This window comes from Halorubrum marinum (genome assembly GCF_048381195.1).
In the GTDB taxonomy this organism is placed as follows: domain Archaea; phylum Halobacteriota; class Halobacteria; order Halobacteriales; family Haloferacaceae; genus Halorubrum.
The window spans coordinates 25,865-42,309 of record NZ_JBLWMM010000001.1; the positions used below are offsets into that span (position 1 = coordinate 25,865).

Annotated in this window: 13 protein-coding genes and 2 tRNA genes; 3 read left to right on the plus strand and 12 right to left on the minus strand. The window is 65.7% G+C overall.

Annotated features, from left to right (window positions below):
* Positions 1-28: 28 nt before the first annotated feature.
* The gene (locus ACNSN4_RS00130) at positions 29-343 is read left to right on the plus strand and encodes a 2Fe-2S iron-sulfur cluster-binding protein (RefSeq protein WP_418283744.1); all 315 of its coding nucleotides are present in this window, start codon (positions 29-31) and stop codon (positions 341-343) included.
* A gap of 316 nt (positions 344-659) precedes the next feature.
* Here ACNSN4_RS00130 and ACNSN4_RS00135 read toward each other — a convergent pair whose 3' ends face one another.
* Positions 660-854: a cold-shock protein gene (locus ACNSN4_RS00135; protein WP_004048101.1), complete on the minus strand. Its 195-nt coding sequence runs from the start codon at positions 852-854 to the stop codon at positions 660-662.
* A gap of 215 nt (positions 855-1,069) precedes the next feature.
* Here ACNSN4_RS00135 and ACNSN4_RS00140 point away from each other — a divergent pair, with 215 nt between their 5' ends.
* Positions 1,070-1,585: a hypothetical protein gene (locus ACNSN4_RS00140; protein ID WP_418283745.1), complete on the plus strand. Its 516-nt coding sequence runs from the start codon at positions 1,070-1,072 to the stop codon at positions 1,583-1,585.
* A 156-nt stretch (positions 1,586-1,741) separates the two neighbouring features.
* Positions 1,742-3,247, plus strand: a complete 1,506-nt coding sequence (locus ACNSN4_RS00145) for an HTTM domain-containing protein (RefSeq protein ID WP_418283746.1) — start codon at positions 1,742-1,744, stop codon at positions 3,245-3,247.
* 140 nt (positions 3,248-3,387) lie between these two features.
* On the opposite strand, the gene ACNSN4_RS00150 is transcribed toward ACNSN4_RS00145, so the two are convergent.
* The 11 genes from ACNSN4_RS00150 to ACNSN4_RS00200 all read right to left on the minus strand — a co-directional run bounded on the left by ACNSN4_RS00150 (position 3,388) and on the right by ACNSN4_RS00200 (position 16,387).
* Positions 3,388-3,900, minus strand: coding sequence for a DoxX family protein (locus ACNSN4_RS00150; RefSeq protein WP_418283747.1), 513 nt, complete (start codon positions 3,898-3,900; stop codon positions 3,388-3,390).
* 54 nt (positions 3,901-3,954) lie between these two features.
* Entirely contained in the window at positions 3,955-4,455 is a 501-nt protein-coding gene (locus ACNSN4_RS00155) for a hypothetical protein (protein WP_418283748.1), read from the minus strand.
* A 603-nt stretch (positions 4,456-5,058) separates the two neighbouring features.
* A tRNA-Phe gene (locus ACNSN4_RS00160) sits at positions 5,059-5,132 on the minus strand.
* 199 nt (positions 5,133-5,331) lie between these two features.
* A tRNA-Pro gene (locus ACNSN4_RS00165) sits at positions 5,332-5,402 on the minus strand.
* Between the two features lie 95 nt (positions 5,403-5,497).
* Positions 5,498-7,366 carry an SLC13 family permease gene (locus ACNSN4_RS00170; RefSeq protein ID WP_418283749.1) on the minus strand — a complete coding sequence of 623 codons (1,869 nt, stop codon included), beginning with the start codon at positions 7,364-7,366 and terminating at the stop codon, positions 5,498-5,500.
* An 89-nt stretch (positions 7,367-7,455) separates the two neighbouring features.
* Positions 7,456-9,510 carry a DEAD/DEAH box helicase gene (locus ACNSN4_RS00175; protein WP_418283750.1) on the minus strand — a complete coding sequence of 685 codons (2,055 nt, stop codon included), beginning with the start codon at positions 9,508-9,510 and terminating at the stop codon, positions 7,456-7,458.
* Positions 9,511-9,670: 160 nt separating this feature from the next.
* The gene (locus tag ACNSN4_RS00180) at positions 9,671-10,201 is read right to left on the minus strand and encodes a 50S ribosomal protein L16 (RefSeq protein WP_418283751.1); all 531 of its coding nucleotides are present in this window, start codon (positions 10,199-10,201) and stop codon (positions 9,671-9,673) included.
* 120 nt (positions 10,202-10,321) lie between these two features.
* Entirely contained in the window at positions 10,322-11,062 is a 741-nt protein-coding gene (nucS, locus tag ACNSN4_RS00185) for an endonuclease NucS (protein WP_418283752.1), read from the minus strand.
* A 572-nt stretch (positions 11,063-11,634) separates the two neighbouring features.
* Positions 11,635-12,924 carry an adenosylhomocysteinase gene (locus tag ACNSN4_RS00190; protein ID WP_418283753.1) on the minus strand — a complete coding sequence of 430 codons (1,290 nt, stop codon included), beginning with the start codon at positions 12,922-12,924 and terminating at the stop codon, positions 11,635-11,637.
* A 141-nt stretch (positions 12,925-13,065) separates the two neighbouring features.
* Entirely contained in the window at positions 13,066-14,400 is a 1,335-nt protein-coding gene (locus tag ACNSN4_RS00195; protein WP_418283754.1) for a DNA primase, read from the minus strand.
* A 637-nt stretch (positions 14,401-15,037) separates the two neighbouring features.
* Positions 15,038-16,387, minus strand: a complete 1,350-nt coding sequence (locus tag ACNSN4_RS00200; RefSeq protein ID WP_418283755.1) for an amidohydrolase — start codon at positions 16,385-16,387, stop codon at positions 15,038-15,040.
* Positions 16,388-16,445 lie beyond the last annotated feature (58 nt).

Below are 16,445 nucleotides of genomic sequence, written 5' to 3' on the forward strand. Positions count from 1 at the left end.
AAGCCGGTCACGTACTGATCGATCGTCTATGCCGACCGTATCCTACCAAGGCGAGGAGATCGAGTGCGAGAAGGGTGCCGTGTTACGCGACGTGTTGAAAGAGGCCGGTCTCTCCGTGTACAACGGGCGGTCCAAGCAGTTCAACTGTCGGGGGACAGGGTCGTGCGGTACCTGCGCCGTCAAGGTCGAAGGCGAGGTCAGCGAGCCCGGCAAAAAGGAGAAGGCCCGCCTCTGGCTCCCGCCGCACCACCCGAGCCACGATGTCCGACTCGCCTGTCAGACGCGCGTCGAGGGTGACGTTACCGTAATGAAGGGACGCGGCCTCTGGGGACAGCACGTTTGAGCGGTCGGTACCGCGGTGGACGCGCGGTTGCCGTCAGTTGCCGTCAGTTGCCGTTGGTGCCGTCGGGCGTCGTCGACCGTCGTCGGATGCCATCGACCGTCGTCGGATACCATCGACCGTCGTCGATTGCTGTGCGGTCACCGTCGGGGTGTAGCTACCGCTGGTCGCCGACACCCGTCCGAATGAACGGCTGCGACGCTCTTTGTCGTGATAACGGCCCGCAGCGGACGTGAATCCGCGGTGCGGGAAAAGTCTTAGTGTCTCGTGTCAGAGCCGTGTTCGGCGTCAGCCGGACCGACCCACCTATCGGATCGGCTTACTGCCGAACGACGTTGGACGCGCGGGGACCCTTGGGCGAGGACTCGATGTCGAACTCGAGCTCCTGGCCCTCTTCGAGGTCCGGCCCTTCGACGTCTTCCATGTGGAAGAACACGTCGTCGTCAGCGTCGTCAGTCTCAATAAATCCGTAGCCGCCAGTGTCGTTGAAGAAATCAACCTTTCCGGTCGCCATTGCGTCTAGACACAAGCGCCGTCCCGGGATAAGGATTGCGAGTGTACAGTTACCACGCCGGTAGGTGGTCATTTATATTCACCATCCACATAAATCGCCGTATTTAGTGACTTTCCAATCGTTTTCACCGGGAAAACACGACCGATTCGTCGGTTCCGAGCGACGCCGAATCCGACCACCGATTCTTATCCCTCGTCGCCGCGAATCGGTCGTCCGTGTTCCGTCCCCTCCGCGAGAACGGTCCGGCGTTTCTGGTCCCGGCCGCGTGGGTCGTCGTTGCCGCGACGGTCTCCGGCGTCGTCTCGACACATGCGCTGTTCGTCGCGCACGTCGTTATGAGCACCTTGCTCGTCGCGTTCGTCGTCGCGTCGTGGCGCGACATGGCGACCGGCGTGCTCCGGGCGTGGAAACTCGTGATACTCGCGGGGACGCCCGTCACGCTCGCGGGCGTAGTCGGGTTCGCGTTCCCGGGGGGGATCGTGGGTATCGGCGCTGAGTCGCTCCTCGCGGCCGCGCTGTACGGGTGGATCCTCCTCCCCGCGCCCGCGTTCGTCTACACGGGACTCCGTGACGAGGTGGCTCCGCTGGCGTATCACGCGGCTGCGGCCTGTTCTGTCGCTGGGGCGATCGTCGTCGCGCTCGCTGACACCCCGACCGGCATCGTCGTCGGGGTCTCGATCGTTGGCATCGGGCAGACGGCCGGGATCCTCGCGGCGACCGCGCTGTACTGACGCGATCCACCGCCGCGGTCTCCAACAAATATACATGTGCGGTGCTCGTGACCCGATACAACCGCCTCACGTGGCCGTTTAGCCCCCATGCCGTCAGGACACACCCCCGCTCTGATAACACGTCTCGTCGCCGTTTTCGGCCAGCTCTGGGCTCGTGTGCGTCCCGTTCGCGACCGGGTTCGGGCGCGATTCGAGGTTGACGCTCGCTCGCTGGCGGCCGTGCGGATCGCGCTCGGAGTCATTCTCCTGATCGATCTGATCCACCGCGCGGGCGACATCGAGCTGTTTTACACCGACAACGGCGCGTACCCGTTCACCGCTTACGAACTCACGTACACCCAATACAACGGGCTCTCGCTCCACGCGCTCTCCGGTGACCTGTGGTTCCAACAGCTGCTGTTCGTCTGTGCGGGACTGTTCGCCGTCGCGTTCGTCCTCGGCTACCGAACGCGGCTCGTCGGTGCGGTCTCGTTCGTGCTGATGGTCTCGTTGCACGCGCGCAACCCGGCTGTCCTCAACGGCGGCGACCGACTGTTCCTCGTCCTGTTTTTCGTCGCGCTCGTAGCCCCGATCGGCGAGCGCTGGTCGATCGACGCGCTCCGACGGGGGTCCGCGCGGACGGCAATCGCCAGCTTCGGCACCGCGGCGCTGCTCGTCCAGCCGCTCGTGGTGTTCACCGCAAACGCGATCAAGAAACACGCGGGCGACACCTGGTACGCGGGCGAGGCGCTTCAGATCGCGATGGCCAACGACACGATGACGGTCCTCCTCGGCAACGTGATCGCCGACTACCCGACGCTGCTCACGGCGCTCAACTACGGGTGGGTGACGCTGCTCTCGGGATCGGTGCTGTTCCTCTTGCTGCCGGTCGGACGCGTCCGCATGGTCGCAGCGCTCGTCTACATCGGTGCGTTCCTCGGTATGATCACCTCGATGACCGTCGGGCTGTTCCCGCTCGTGCTGTCGGCGTCGATCCTCCCGTTTCTCCCCGGGCGCTTCTGGGACGCGCTCGCGCGACGCGTGCCGGCTGAGTGGGTCGACCGCCTCCCCTCGTCGGCCGACTTCGGTCCGCTCGGTCGCCGTCCGCTCGAACAGCGTCTGTTCGACGCCTTGCGCGCTCGCGGCCACGAGGGCGGCGTCTCGTACGCGCTCGCGTACGGGCGGTCGCTGCTCACGGTCGCCGGCTTCATGGTGTTCGTCTGGATCCTCGTGTTCGCCGCGGCGGACGTCACCGAGCACGACGTCCCAGCGCAGATAGACCACGAGCACCTCGATCAGCAGCGGTGGGGGCTGTACGCGCCGAACCCCTCCTCGTCGTACAGCTGGTATATCCCCGCGGCGGAGCTGGCCGACGGCTCGACCATCGACGCGCGTCACGGCGACTCCGTCAGCTTCGATCGGCCGCCGGACGCCTCGAAGGAGTACGATACCTTCCGTCACCGGAAGTTCCTACAGGCCGTCCGCAGCTCCGACGGCGGAAGCATCTCGCAGGGGTACGCCGACTGGATGTGTCGGCAGGCCGCCGACCACACCGACGAGACCGTCGAACGAGTCACGGTGTACCGAATGATTCAGCCGAGCCCCGTCAACGGCGAGTTCGACTCCGACCCCACGCGCCGGACGGTAATCGAGTACGACTGTCGGGAGCGATCGCCGGTGTGACGCGGGGAAGAGCGTGAGTTGCTCGCTCCGCTCGCAGGGGCGATCGGCCGCTCCCCAGTCGAGACGTTCGGACGCGAAACGCGTTAAAAGAATACACCGTCTCCCCGGTTTGCACTCGCCGAGGCGTTCCGGGGTGCTCGCTACGCTGCGCTCCCGGGCTGTGGCTCATCCGCCCGAGTCGGCTCGGCGTTGTCGTCGTCACCGCTTTCAGGCCCGGACTCCGGACCCGTGTACCACCACGCCCACAGAAGCAACACGCCCTGCAACGGGAGCCGCGCCCACGCCACCGCGCGGGCGATTCCCGAGAACCGGTCGGGGGCGAACTCCGCCGCCAAGCCGTCGGTCGCCATGTACACGTTCGCGGGGAAGACCGCGCCGAGCAGCGCCATGATCCCCCACGCCGACCCGCGTCGCGTCCGGTCGAACGCGACCCCGAGTCCCAACGCGATCTCCGCGACTCCGGAGAGGTACACGAGGGCCTCGGGTCGCGGGAGGCCCGGCGGGACGACTCGCGCGAACGCCTTCGGCGCCAAGAAATGCGTGATCCCCGCGAGGACGTAGGCCGCGCTCATCACGTAACGAAGCGGGCGTTTCCGACTGGCGAGCGGGCCGTCGTCGGGATCGTCGAGGTCGATAACGCGGTCGTCGCTCATCCACGGGGATAGCCATGGGCGGCTAATGAGCGTTCCTCTCGGTGGGAAATGAGATCATATCTCCGAGGAACTACTGGCGCTGCTGTAGGTCTCGTTCTCCTCCTCTTCGGCGGCTTCCTCCGTCCGTTCTGCCGCCTTTTCACCGGCTTCTTCCGTCCGTTCTGCCGCCTTTTCACCGGCTTCCTGGACCGCATCGCCAGCCCCCTGAACCGCCTCGCTGGCCCGTTCTGAGCCTGCCTCGATCCGTTCGGATGCGGTCTCGCTCCCCTCTTCGATAGTCTCTGCGGCTTGGTGGACCCGATCGGCCGTCCCCTCTTTCACACTCTCGATAAAGTCGTCCGACTTCTGGGCGTTCTGGACCCAGTAGGCGAAGGCGATGGCCGCCGCTCCCAACAGCAGGAGCCCTTTCAGTCCCCTCCCTTTCGACCGTTTCGCAGGCCTGATCTCGATGACTTTGTCGTTCGCCGAGAGGGCTTCGACTAGCGCTTCCGTTATCTGATCATCGATACTGGACTTGCCCTCTCCGAACTGGTCTCTGAGTGACGAGCGTTTCATTGTAGTTGTGTGTTACTGCGTTTGGTTGCGTTCGAGCACAGCCGCGTCGCCGGGAACCGTGATCCGGGTAGCGATACGCTCGTGATCTGGTCTTCCATCGACTACACGTTGGTCACGTTGAGGTATTGTTATGTCCTCGCTCGGTGTTGTTATGCCTCGCTGAATCCGCCTGCCGGAGAATGCGCGTCCGTAACCTTGCCTTACCGGCGATAAATCCCGGTTCTGGAATTGTGGCGTCACTCATCTACTCCGCCACGACCTGAGCGCGCTCCGTTTTCAATGTAGGCTGAAGTGCCCGAAGGCGTTGGGGTACGAGTGAAAAATTCATGCCGCCTTCCCGAGTTGAACTCGCCGAGACGCTCGCTCCGCGTGGGCTCACAACTCGTCTTCGGAGTCCCCGCTCGCTGCGCTCGCGGGAACGGAAGACAGCTCGATCTTCAGCCGAGACTCGCGAATGTAGATTGCATCGAAACGTACGCCGCCTCCCCGATTTGAACTCCGGAAGACGGTTGCGCTCACTTCGTTCGCGCGCTGCGACTTCCGCGCTCAAATCGGCTCGGTGCCGTTTCTTCACCCGCTCGCTGCGCTCGCCGATTCAGAGTATGCCGCCTCCCCGATTTGAACGGGGGACAGCTCGATCTTCAGTCGAGTGCTCTCCCAGTCTGAGCTAAGGCGGCTCGCACTCGGACCAACGCCGATTCGAGACAAAAGGATTTCGAAAGCCCGCGGACAGGTTGCCGTCCCACCGCGGTGTCTACATCGCCCCGCTGTCTCGGTTCGTTCGATGCACACCGGAGTGGTACTGTTCGGACACCACGAATAACGCGATGAGATTGCCCGGCTGCACCGCTCGCGGTATTGCTCGCGCCGCAAAAGTGGGACCGCCCGGATTCGAACCGGGGTCACGGGCACCCAAGGCCCGAAGTATACCACTAACCCACGGTCCCGTATCTACCTGTACTTGCATGGACCGGTAAAGCGTTTCGTTCGACGGGACGCCGGGGAGACCCCGCGTCCGCAGTGTTGCGTCTGCTTCGACCGACTACACTCCCCAAAAATACACGATCCCGAGCGTCGTCACGATCGTCAACACCGCCTGCAAGGGTGCGCCGAGTCGGAAGAAGTCCGTGAACGTGTACCCACCCGGTCCGTACACCATCAGATTCGTCTGGTAGCCGATCGGCGTGAGCATCGCCGTCGACGCCGCGAACGTCACGGCGAGCACGAACGAGAACGGATCGCCCCCGATCGCCTCCGCCGTGTCGATGGCGACGGGGATCATCAACACGACGCTCGCGTTGTTACTGACGACGTTCGTGATGAGCGCGGTGAACAGGTAGAAGAGTCCCAACACGATCACGGCGTCGAACCCACCGGTCGACGCGACGACGACGCTCGCGAGCCACTCGGCCGCGCCCGTTCGCTCCATCGCGACGCCGAGCGGGATGAGTCCGGCCAGCAGGAAGATCACGCTCCAGTCGACGGAGGAGTACACCTCGTTCGGCTTCACGCAGCCCGTCGCGACCATCGCGACGATGCCGCCGAGCGCGCTCACGAGAATGGGGAAGACGTCCAGCGCCGCGAGCCCGACGACGACGGCGACGATCCCGATCGCGATCGGGATCTTGCTCGTCCGGAAGTCGGGTCGCGTCAGTCGGCCGCCGACCACGAAGTTCCGGTCGTTGCTGAACCGCCCGATCGTCTCCTCGGTCGCCTGTAAGAGGAGCGTGTCGCCGGCGCGGAGGCGTCGCTCGTCCATCCGAGCGTGGATGACCTTTCCGCCCCGCCGAATCGCGAGCACCGTCGCGTCGTACCGGCCACGAAAGTTGAGCGTCTCTAGGGTCTCGCCGATTAACCGCGCCTCCGGCGAGACGATCACCTCGACGAGATTCTGTTCGGTCTCCGCTTCGATCGCCTCGTCCTCCGTCGTGAGCTGTTCTTCGGTGACTTCCGCGTCTGGCGCCAGATCGAGCCCTTCCGCGTCGATGAGCGTCATCAGGCTCTCCCGGTCCGTCCGTAACACCAGCACGTCGCCCTCGCGGATCTGTTTGGGACCGAGCGGCTCCGTGAACGCCCGATCGTCCCGGACGAGCTGGACGATGTCGGCGTCGACGTCGAGCGTTTCGAGAATCTGGTGGACGGTCTGCCCGACGAACGGGGAGTCGCCGCGAACGACGACCTCCGTCAGGTACTCCGTCATCTCGAACTCGTCTATCAGCTGATCGTCGACCCGCACGCGTTCGGGGAGGAGATAGCGCCCGACGGTCGCGAGGTACACGCCACCGGTGAGCAACACGATCAGCCCGAGCTGCGTGAACTCGAACATCGAGAACGGGCGGTCGATGAGTCGAGCCGACACGTCCGACGCGAGAATGTTCGTCGACGTCCCGATAAGCGTCAACATGCCGCCGAGCATCGCCATGAACGACACCGGCATCAGGAGCTTCGACGGCGACACGCCGGTCTTCTCCGAGATCGCCGACACCATCGGGATCATGATCGCGACGACCGGCGTGTTGTTGATGAACCCCGCCGTGCCGCCGGAGAGTCCGAGCACCGCGAGCAGCTGTTTGAACGGGCTGTCACCGAACCGGTCGGCTATCTGTGCCCCGATCATGTTGATAAGGCCGGACTGGCGGATCCCCTCGCTGAGCACGAACATCGCCAGCACGGTCACCGTCGCGGAACTGGCGAACCCGCCGACTCCGGTCGCCGCGTCGACGCGGGTCCACGGTTCGAGAACGATCAGCGTCACCATCACTCCGATCGCGGTGATGTCGATCGGCACCGGCTCCGCGATGAAAAGCACCAGCGCGACACTGATTATCGCGAATATCACGAGGATGTCGACGGTCAGCGGAGGAACCGACGCCCCTGTCACCGCCACCGGCGCCGACCCCGTCACGGACATACACTACCTACCATCCGCTGCGGACAAAAACGTTGACGACCTCGGGAGCGTGATTCTTTCGGGACAGCGACTCTCTCGACTCGGTAGGCTCACTCCTCGTCGTCGCGCAGTTCGAGGTCGGCGACGATGTCGTACGGGTCGGTTCCCTTCCGCACGGCGTCCAAAATGAAGAACGCCTCGTCGGGCGCGAGGAAGTGTCGCGTGATCCCCCGACCGAGCGGAGTTGGCGAGAACCCGTCGATGAACCCCCACTCGAGGAGCTTCCCGACCGCGTGTTTCGTCGGTACCTCGCCGATCATCCGGTCGTTGAGCCGCTTCGCTTTCTTGCCCGCGACGACGATGTTCGCCAGCGTCTCCTCGACGGCCGCGGTCTCGTCGTAGTGAGTCGCCACGTCTTCCATCTCTCCTTTCAGGAGGGTGAACGCCACCTCGTCTTCCGTGCGCTCCATCGAGTTGTGATAGACGCCGTCGGGTTCGACGAGGAGGTAGACCCGCCCTCGGTCGTGGTAGTCCGGCCGCCCGGCCCGCCCGAGCATCTGCGAGAACTCCTGGACTGAGAGCCACTCGATTCCCATCGCCAGCGAGTCGAAGATCACCTGTGAGGCGGGGAAGTCGACCCCGGCAGCCAATGCCGCCGTGGTGACGACCGCCGAGAGGTCTTGGTTGCCGAACTGCCGTTCGACTTTCTTCCGGCGCTTGTAGTCGAGCCCGGCGTGATACGGCGCGGAGTCGTTCCGTAGTTTCCGGCTGATCTCGTGGCAGCGACGACGCGAGTTCGTGAAGATGATCGTCTGGCCGCGGTACCCCTTCGAGGACTTCGTGTCGAACTCGCGTTTCACGAGCTTGTCGGCGATATCGGCCTTCTCGCGGCTGTCCGCGAACGTGACGTGCCGCTCGATGGGGACGGGCCGCTCCTCGTACTCGATGAGCGTCGCCCGGAGCTTCTGTGCGAGCCACTCGGGGTTCCCGACGGTCGCGGACAGGTAGACGAACTGCGTGCCGTCGTAGCCCGAATGGGTCTCCATCCGATTCTCGCTGTAGTACTTCAGTCGCGAGATGAGCCCGTCGAGGCGGTGGCCGCGTTCGCCCTCTTTTAACGTGTGAACCTCGTCGATGACGACCGTCCCAACGTCGCCGAGGTCCTTCCCGGTCCGGAGCGCGTGGTCGATCCCCTCGTAGGTCCCGACGATGACGTCGGCGTTCGGGTCGAAGCGGTTACCGTCGTCGTTCACCCGCGAGGAGCCGACGCGGATCGACACGTTGAGGCGGTCGCCGTAGCGGTCCTTGAAGTCCTCGTGTTTCTGATTGGCGAGCGCGACGAGCGGGACTAAAAAGAGGAGTTTGCCGTCTCCACGCAAAGCCCGATCAATCCCCGTCAGCTCGCCGATCAGGGTCTTCCCGGTCGCGGTCGCGCTCACGACGAGCTGGTCGTCGCCGTCGAGCAGCCCGTTCCGCACGGAGAGGCTCTGAACGGGGAGCAGCTCCTCGAACCGCCCCTGCAGGTGCGCGGACAGGTCGGGATGGAGGTCGAGGTCCTCGGTTCGAACCGGAGAGACGTCGTCGACGTTGGCGGACACCTCGTCGTACTTCGTGAGATCCGGGTCGAGCCCGCCCTGCAGCAGGTTGACGATTCGGTCGAGGTCGCCCGCCTCGTACAGCAGCTCTTCGAGCCGCTCCTCGGCGGCACCCGTGAACGCGCCCTTATACGACAGCTCTCGTTCGAGCTCGCGTCGGGCGCAGTCGCGGCAGATCAGCTCGTCGTTGTGCTCGATCGCGGTGTCGGCCGTGATCGGGCCGTACCGGCCGTCGTTCGAACAGCGGCGACAGGTCCGGACGGTGAGCGACTCCAGCTGGTAGCCGTCGAGCATCGCTTCCAAGCGCTGTCGGTTCCCGGGAGTGGTCTGTTCGGAGATACGGATGCGGTCTGCCGCCCGGGCGAGTTCGACGAACTCGTCGGGTTGTCGAGGGTGATCCTCGCCGTCTTGAATGACGCGGAACTTACCCGGGCGGGGGCCGGCGGACGTCTCCTTGAGCTCGAGACGCCCACGGAGCACCCGCTTGCCGTCGCGGGTCGCGACCACGGTGTAGTCGCTCCGCGCCTCGTGGAGGAACAGCGTTCCGACCTCGGCCAACTGCTGTGACACTGGCCGTCGATACGCGAGGGAGGTATTTCAGGAGTTCGGCTCGCCGAACGGCGGTGTCGCGTCTCGATCGACTAGATGGCCGAGAGTACAGGCATCGCTCGGGGTCGTGGGTCGCGCCGGCGGGAAGCCCGCCTCAAAAAGGGTCCGTCGGTGGAGTCGTCTACGAGACGAGCAGCTTCTCGCCGCGCTCGACGTCGATCCGGCACGGCGGCGAGAGCTTGTTGTACGCGCGACGGAACGCCTCTTTCACGACGGGCGCCTGGTCGACGTCGCAGTACGCGGTGAAGACGACGTCGCCCTTGTTCAGGCGTGCCGCGGTACCGACCGGCTTGCCGAACGCCTGCCGCATCCCGTCAGAGACCCGGTCCGCGCCGGCACCGGTCGCCTGCTTGTTCTCTCGGATGACCTGGTGGGGGAACTTGCGGAGGGTCATCTTGTAGTTGCCCTCGCCGAGCTCCTTGATGAGGTGGCGGTTCGCCGAGAGGCGCGCGCTCTCCAGCGATCCGTGCCGGATCTGGAGTTCCTCATCGACGCGGAGGCTGATCTGGACGGGGTAGTCCTCAGGTTCCGAGGACAGGTCGCCCATGTTGTGCTGCGCGATCTTCGAGCCGGGGATGCCCGTGATGTATTCGCGACGGGTGTACGACGGCTTGTCGATCGTCCGATACATAGAGGCGGGTTTGTCAGACATGGCTACTTGTCCGATATACCCCCGGCTGCGGCGATAAAGCCTTCGATACCACGGCGTCGTCGGGGGTTCGCGGCCGATATGCGGTGTGTGAGTCAACCACGCGATGCGGTCGGCCGCGCGTCACTCCTCCGGCGTCGGTTCGAGCGCGACGTGCTCGAACCCCCGATGTTCCAGCCGCTCTGCGGCCCGATCGGTGATCGACGGCGCGACGAGGACGCCGCGGACGACGGAGACGTCGTCTCCGTCTCCGGTCTCCACCTCTTCGCGCAGCGCCCGCACGTACCGCGCGAGCTGCCCGACCGCGTCCGGACCCACCCGTCGGCGTTTCAGCTCGACGACGACCGGGACGCCGTCGGCGTCGAACCCGAAGATGTCCATCGGCCCGGCGCTGGAGGGCCGCTCGGTCTCGCGGGGCTCGAATCCGGGCTCGACGAGTTCGGGTCGTTCTAAGATTCGGGTGCGAAGGTCCTCCTCGCTGCCGTGCAGTTCGAGGTCGCGGCCGCCCGTGACGCCCATCGCGGAGAGCTGGTGCACCCGATCGAATCGGACGATGAGCGTCTCGTCGGGGTTCGTTCTCGTCGATCGGACCCGGAGCTGTCCGTCACGGACCGCGGCGTGGTGCTTCGAACCGGGCGGCTGCCAGTTGACGGGCTGTCGTCCCTCGTCGGTGTGGACGAGGGCGGAGCCGTCCGGCTTCAACACGAGCAGTCGGTCGCCGCTCCCGAGATCCGAGGCTGCACGGCCCTCGTAGCTGACGGTGCAGCGCCCGAAGAGGCTTATCAGATCGCCGCGCTCGAAGGCGTCCTCTAACTCCCAGAGGGCCTCGCGGTGGCTCGGGTCGTGGACGCTCGTGACTGTCACTGATACGCGTAGGGGGTTGTGACTCAAAAAGGGCGCGAGGGCGAGATCGGTGGGAGCGGTCGGATATCTCTCGGTGTCGTCGACGGTAGTACGTCAGACAGGTTTGACGCTACCCTCGATCATTTATAAATAGTTACTGGCGTGACGAACTCCTTCAAAACCCCAGTCGCGCTCGGCTCCCCGAGCTCGCTGTCGTTCGAGACGCCGAAGGCGTCTCGTGATGTTGTCAGAACGCAGAGCGTTCTGGCTGCTAGCCAGAAATCTCCGATTTCCGGCGATGACGAGAGAGCGGAGCTCCCTGCGGTGTCGCCGGCGGCTTCGCCGCCGGCTGCCCGTGGCGCGTAGCGCCACGCCGCTAACGTCGCTGGGGTTCGCCGAGCGCGACTGGGCCTTTGAGTCCCGCCCACACCGCCCCGCAACCGCACCTCACGCCTCCCCAACCTCGTCGCGGCCGCTTGCAAGCGGCCCCCCCCCCCCCCCCCCCCCGCGACTCCCTCGCACGGTCGCTCGCGGGCCGACGGCCCGCTCACGGCGTGCGCCACCGCACTTCTATTCACAAAGACGCTGCTGCGTTACGTTCCGTGCTCCCAGCTGCCCATGTACTCGCGCTGCTCGTCGGTGAGCGTGTCGTACTCGACGCCTTCGGCGGTGAGTTTGATGTCCGCGACCTCGCGGTCGAGCTCGTCGGGCACGTCGTGGACGCCGGGCTCGTACGCGTCGCCGTTTTCGGCCAGTTCGCGGACGACGACCGCCTGCACGCCGAAGCTCTGGTCCATCACTTCGACCGGATGGCCGAGTGCGATGGGCGCGGCGAGGTTGACGAGTCGCCCCTCGGCGATCACGTTCAGGACGCGACCGTCGGCCATCTCGAACCCCTCGACGCCGTCGCGAACCTCGTAGCGGTCCACGGCCAGTTCGTCGAGGTCCTCGAGGTTCACCTCGACGTCGAAGTGCCCGGCGTTGGCGAGGAGGACGCCGTCCTGCATCTCCTCGAAGTCCTCGCGGGTGATCACGTCGCGGTTGCCGGTCGTCGTGATGAACACGTCGCCCTTCTTCGCGGCCTCGACCATCGGGAGCACCTCGTACCCTTCCATGTGCGCTTCGAGCGCCTTTCGCGGGTCGACCTCGCAGACGACGACGTTCGCGTTCTGGCCCGACGCCTTCTTGGCGACGCCCTTGCCGCACTGACCGAATCCGCCGACGACGACGTTCTTCCCGGCCCACGAGAGGTTCGTCGTCATCGCGATGGTCGCGAGCGACGACTCGCCCGTCCCGTGGACGTTGTCGAACAGCTGTTTCATCGGGGTGTCGTTCACCGCGAACACCGGATAATGCAGTTCGCCGTCGGCGTCCATCGCGCGCAGGCGGTCCACGCCCGTGGTCGTCTCCTCCGCGCCGCCGACGATCGAGTCGATGAGATCGGGGTACTCCTCGTGGACGAGTTTCACCATGTCCATCCCGTCGTCGACGGTGATCGTCGGCTCGTGGGCGAGACAGGCGTGCATCGCGTCGTAGTACTCATCGTCGCCGACGCCGCGGACCGCGTAGGAGGTGATCGACTCGTGGGTGTCGAGCGCGGCCGACACGTCGTCGTGGGTCGAGAGGGGGTTGCAGCCGGTGATCGCGACCTCGGCGCCGCCGTCGGCGAGTAGCTCGACGAGGTTCGCCGTTTTCGCCTCGACGTGCATCGCCATCGCGATCGTCTCGCCTTCGAGCGGCTGCTCGTCGACGAAGTCGTCGCGGAGGGCGTTGAGGATCGGCATGTGTTGAAGCGCCCAGTCCATCTTCCGGCGTCCTTCCTCTTGAGCCGTTTCGAGGTCCGAGAGGTGCTGTGAGACCGGCGCGTACGCGGTTTCGCTCATACCCATTCGTTCGCTCACGGTACACTAAACGCTGCCGACAACGACCGCGTCGGAAAAAGGGAAGCGCGTCAGCGGGAGGGTGGTGGAGGTCTCGGTTCGCGGGTCCGCGTTCTGCGTCAGGCGGTCGTCACCGGTCCGTCGCTACGGCGGGCCGCCGCCGTTACCGTTTCCGCCGCTGTTACCGTTTCCGCCGCCGTTACCGTTTCCGCCGCCGTTACCGTTTCCGGCATCGTTTCCGCTTCCGTTACTGTTGCCGTTGCCCTGTCCAGGGCTGTCGCCGCCGTTGCCGTTTCCGCCGCCGTTACCGTTCCCCTGTCCGGCGGTGTCGTTTCCGTTACCCTGACCGGTGTGGTCCGGTGGTCCCTGCTCGCCGTCGTTACCCTGACCGGCGTGGTCGGGGGCGTTTCCGGGCGTGTCGCTCTCGTTTCCGGCGTCGGTCGCGTTACCGGGCGCGTCGCTCGGTCCGCCCGGGCTCCCGGCGTGGTCGGGCGCGTTACCCGGGTTGTTCTCCGTCACGAAGTCCGAGACGGCGGCACCGATACCGCCCTCACGCTCGTTGAGACTATCGATGAAGTCCCGCACGAGCTGGCCGAACGGCTGGTCGCCTTCCGCGTCGTCCTCGCTCGCGGTCAAGTCGGCCGTCGTCGTGACGGTCTCGTTCTCGTACTCGGCGGTCACGTCGATCGTGACGTTCTCCGTAGCGGCGTCGAGCGTCACCGTCCCGTTCTCGTCAGTCCGGTAGTCGCCCTCGCCGACGTAGGAAACGTTCTCGTCGGCGGTGGTGACGTTGACCGAGGCGTTCTCGACGGCGGTGTCGTTCTCGGTCACGGTGACCAGGGGCTCACCGTCGGTGTTGGTCACGTCGACCGCGAGGCCGACGGGCGCTTCGAGATCCGCGGTGGTCGAAGCGGTCTCGTTCTCGTGCTCGACAGTTACCTCGATGGTCACGTCCTCCTCAGCGGGGTCGAGTGGCACCGTGCCGTTCTCGTCAGTCTGGTAGTCGCCCTCGCCGACGTAGGTGACGTTCTCGTCGTCGGTGGTGACGTTGACCGAGGCGTTCTCGACGGCGGTGTCGTTGTCGGTCACGGTCACGAGCGGTGAGCCGCTCGCGTTGGTCACGTCGACCGCGAGGCCGACGGGCGCTTCGAGGTCGACGGTGGTCGAGGCAGTCTCGTTCTCGTGCTCGGCAGTTACCTCGATGGCCACGTCCTCCTCAGCGGCCTGGAGGGTCACCGTCCCGTTCTCGTCGGTCTCGTACTCGCCGGTCCCCGCGTACGACTCGTTCGCGGGGTCAACGACGCTCACGTTCACCGTCGCGTTCTCGACGGTGGTGTTGTTCTCGGTCACCGTGACCGTCGGTTCGCCGTCCGGATCGTCGACGGTCACACCGAGATCGCCCTCGGCGGCCGCGACGCCGGTCATCGCGCCGAGCGCGACGACCGCGATCAGCAGGATGCCTATCGTGCGTTTGCTCATGTGCAGTCGGTCCGTGGCGCGGATACCCTATAAAAAGGAATCTTCGTTAAGCCCGTTTAAACCGGATTGTAATCGGGTTAACGGCGCTGTTTCGTCGGTTCAGTCGTTTGACGGGAATGGGCCGCTGATCGGGTCGGCTCGGCGTCGACGTGCGTTCGGATCAGCGGGGTTCGCGACTCGGACGCGACTCGGACGCGACTCGATACCGATCGATTCGTCGTGTGATCGACTGCGGGAGTGAGTATTGCGGATGGGTGGTGGCGATACCGTATTTAAACAACCCTGAGAGGCGGCGACGATCGCTTATAAATAGTTGTTCGGTGGCGCGCCCCGGTGAGCGGCCTTTTGGCCGCTCGCCGACGGTGCGAGGGACGCGGCGAGCGCTGACAAGCGCGAGCCGCGAGGCTGGGGAGGTGTGAGGTGCGGTTGCGGTGCTGTGCGGCTGGGCTTTGGAGATGTCCACCGCGCCGTCAACGACGTATAAACGGTCACTCTCAGATACGCAACGATTCACCGCGCTGGCAACAACTTATAAACAGCCGCCAGCAACACCACTCGATCACTTATAGACAGTCACTCCAACCTATTGCAACACCCACTCCCGCTATCGATCGTGATCGCTCGATTCCCGGTGTCGCTATCCGTCGACTCGCTCGACGAGGTCGTGTGCGGCGTCTTCGGCGCGCTCTTGGACGCGTCCGGCGTCGAGCGTCAGCACTTCGCGGTCGCGCATGAGCACCTGCCCGTCACAGACCGTGTGGCGCACGTCGCTCCCGTGCGCCGCGTACGCGAGATGCGAGACGGGGTCGTGGACCGGCGTGAGGTGCGGGGCGTCGAGGTCGACGACCGCGAGATCGGCGGCCGCGCCGGGCTCGATCCGCCCGCCCGGGAGGCCGAGCGCCTCGGCTCCGCCCGCGGTCGCCATCTCCACCGCGGCCGCCGCGGGGACCGCCGCGGCGTCGTCCGCGGCGAGCTTTCCGAGCATCGCGGCGTCGCGCATCTCGTCGAACAGGTCGAGGTCGTTGTTCGAGGCCGCCCCGTCCGTGCCGAGCGCGACCGTCACGCCCGCCTCGCGAAGCCGCTGGACGGGCGCCATCCCGCTGGCGAGTTTCATGTTCGAGGCCGGACAGTGCACGATCGCCGTCCCCGCGTCGGCGAGCGTCTCGATCTCCGCGCCGTCGAGGTGGACGCCGTGCGCGAAGAAGTCGGTCGGACCGAGCGCGTCGAGGTCCTCGGCGTACGCTATCGGTCGCTCCCCGCGCCCCTCGACGATCGGATCGACCTCGTCCGTCGTCTCGTTCGCGTGGAGGTGGACCGGAACCCCGGCCTCTCGCGCGGCCGCGATCCCGTCTCGGAGGTACTCCTCGCCGACCGTCGTCAGCGAGTGCGGCATGAACGCGGTCCGAATCCGCCCGTCCGCGGCGCCGTCGAGGTCCTCGGCGACCGCGAGGCTCTCCTCGACGTCGGCTCGGGCGTCCGCCTCGTCTTTCCCGACCGTCACGACGCCGTGTCCGAGTCGCGCCCGCACGCCTGCCCGATCGACAACGTCGGCGACGCGGTCCATGGCGAAGTACATGTCCGCGAACGCGGTCGTCCCTGACCGGATCATTTCGAGAACGCCGAGGGCCGCGCCCGCCTCGATGTCGTCCGGCGTGAGCGCCGCCTCGACCGGCCAGATGTCTTCCTGTAGCCACGCGTCGAGCGGTTTGTCGTCTGCGTACCCGCGTAAGAGCGTCATCGCGGCGTGCGTGTGCGCGTTGACGAGCCCCGGAATCACCAGCGACCCGGTCGCGTCGAGGGTCTCGTCTGGCGCTGTCGCGTCGGCTTCCGCGCCGTCGGCTCCCGCCGCGTCCGCGCCGACGCCGTCTTCGGTCTCCTCGCCAACCGCGAGGATCGTCCCCGCGTCGCGGTCGATCGTCACGTCGGAGTCGGTCACGCGGCCGTCGGGGCGGAGGACCCGACCGCCGGTCACGCGAAGCGTGTTCATAGCCCGGATTCACGCTCCCGGACCTAACGCCTTCCGTTCGATATCGCCGGGGCGCTAC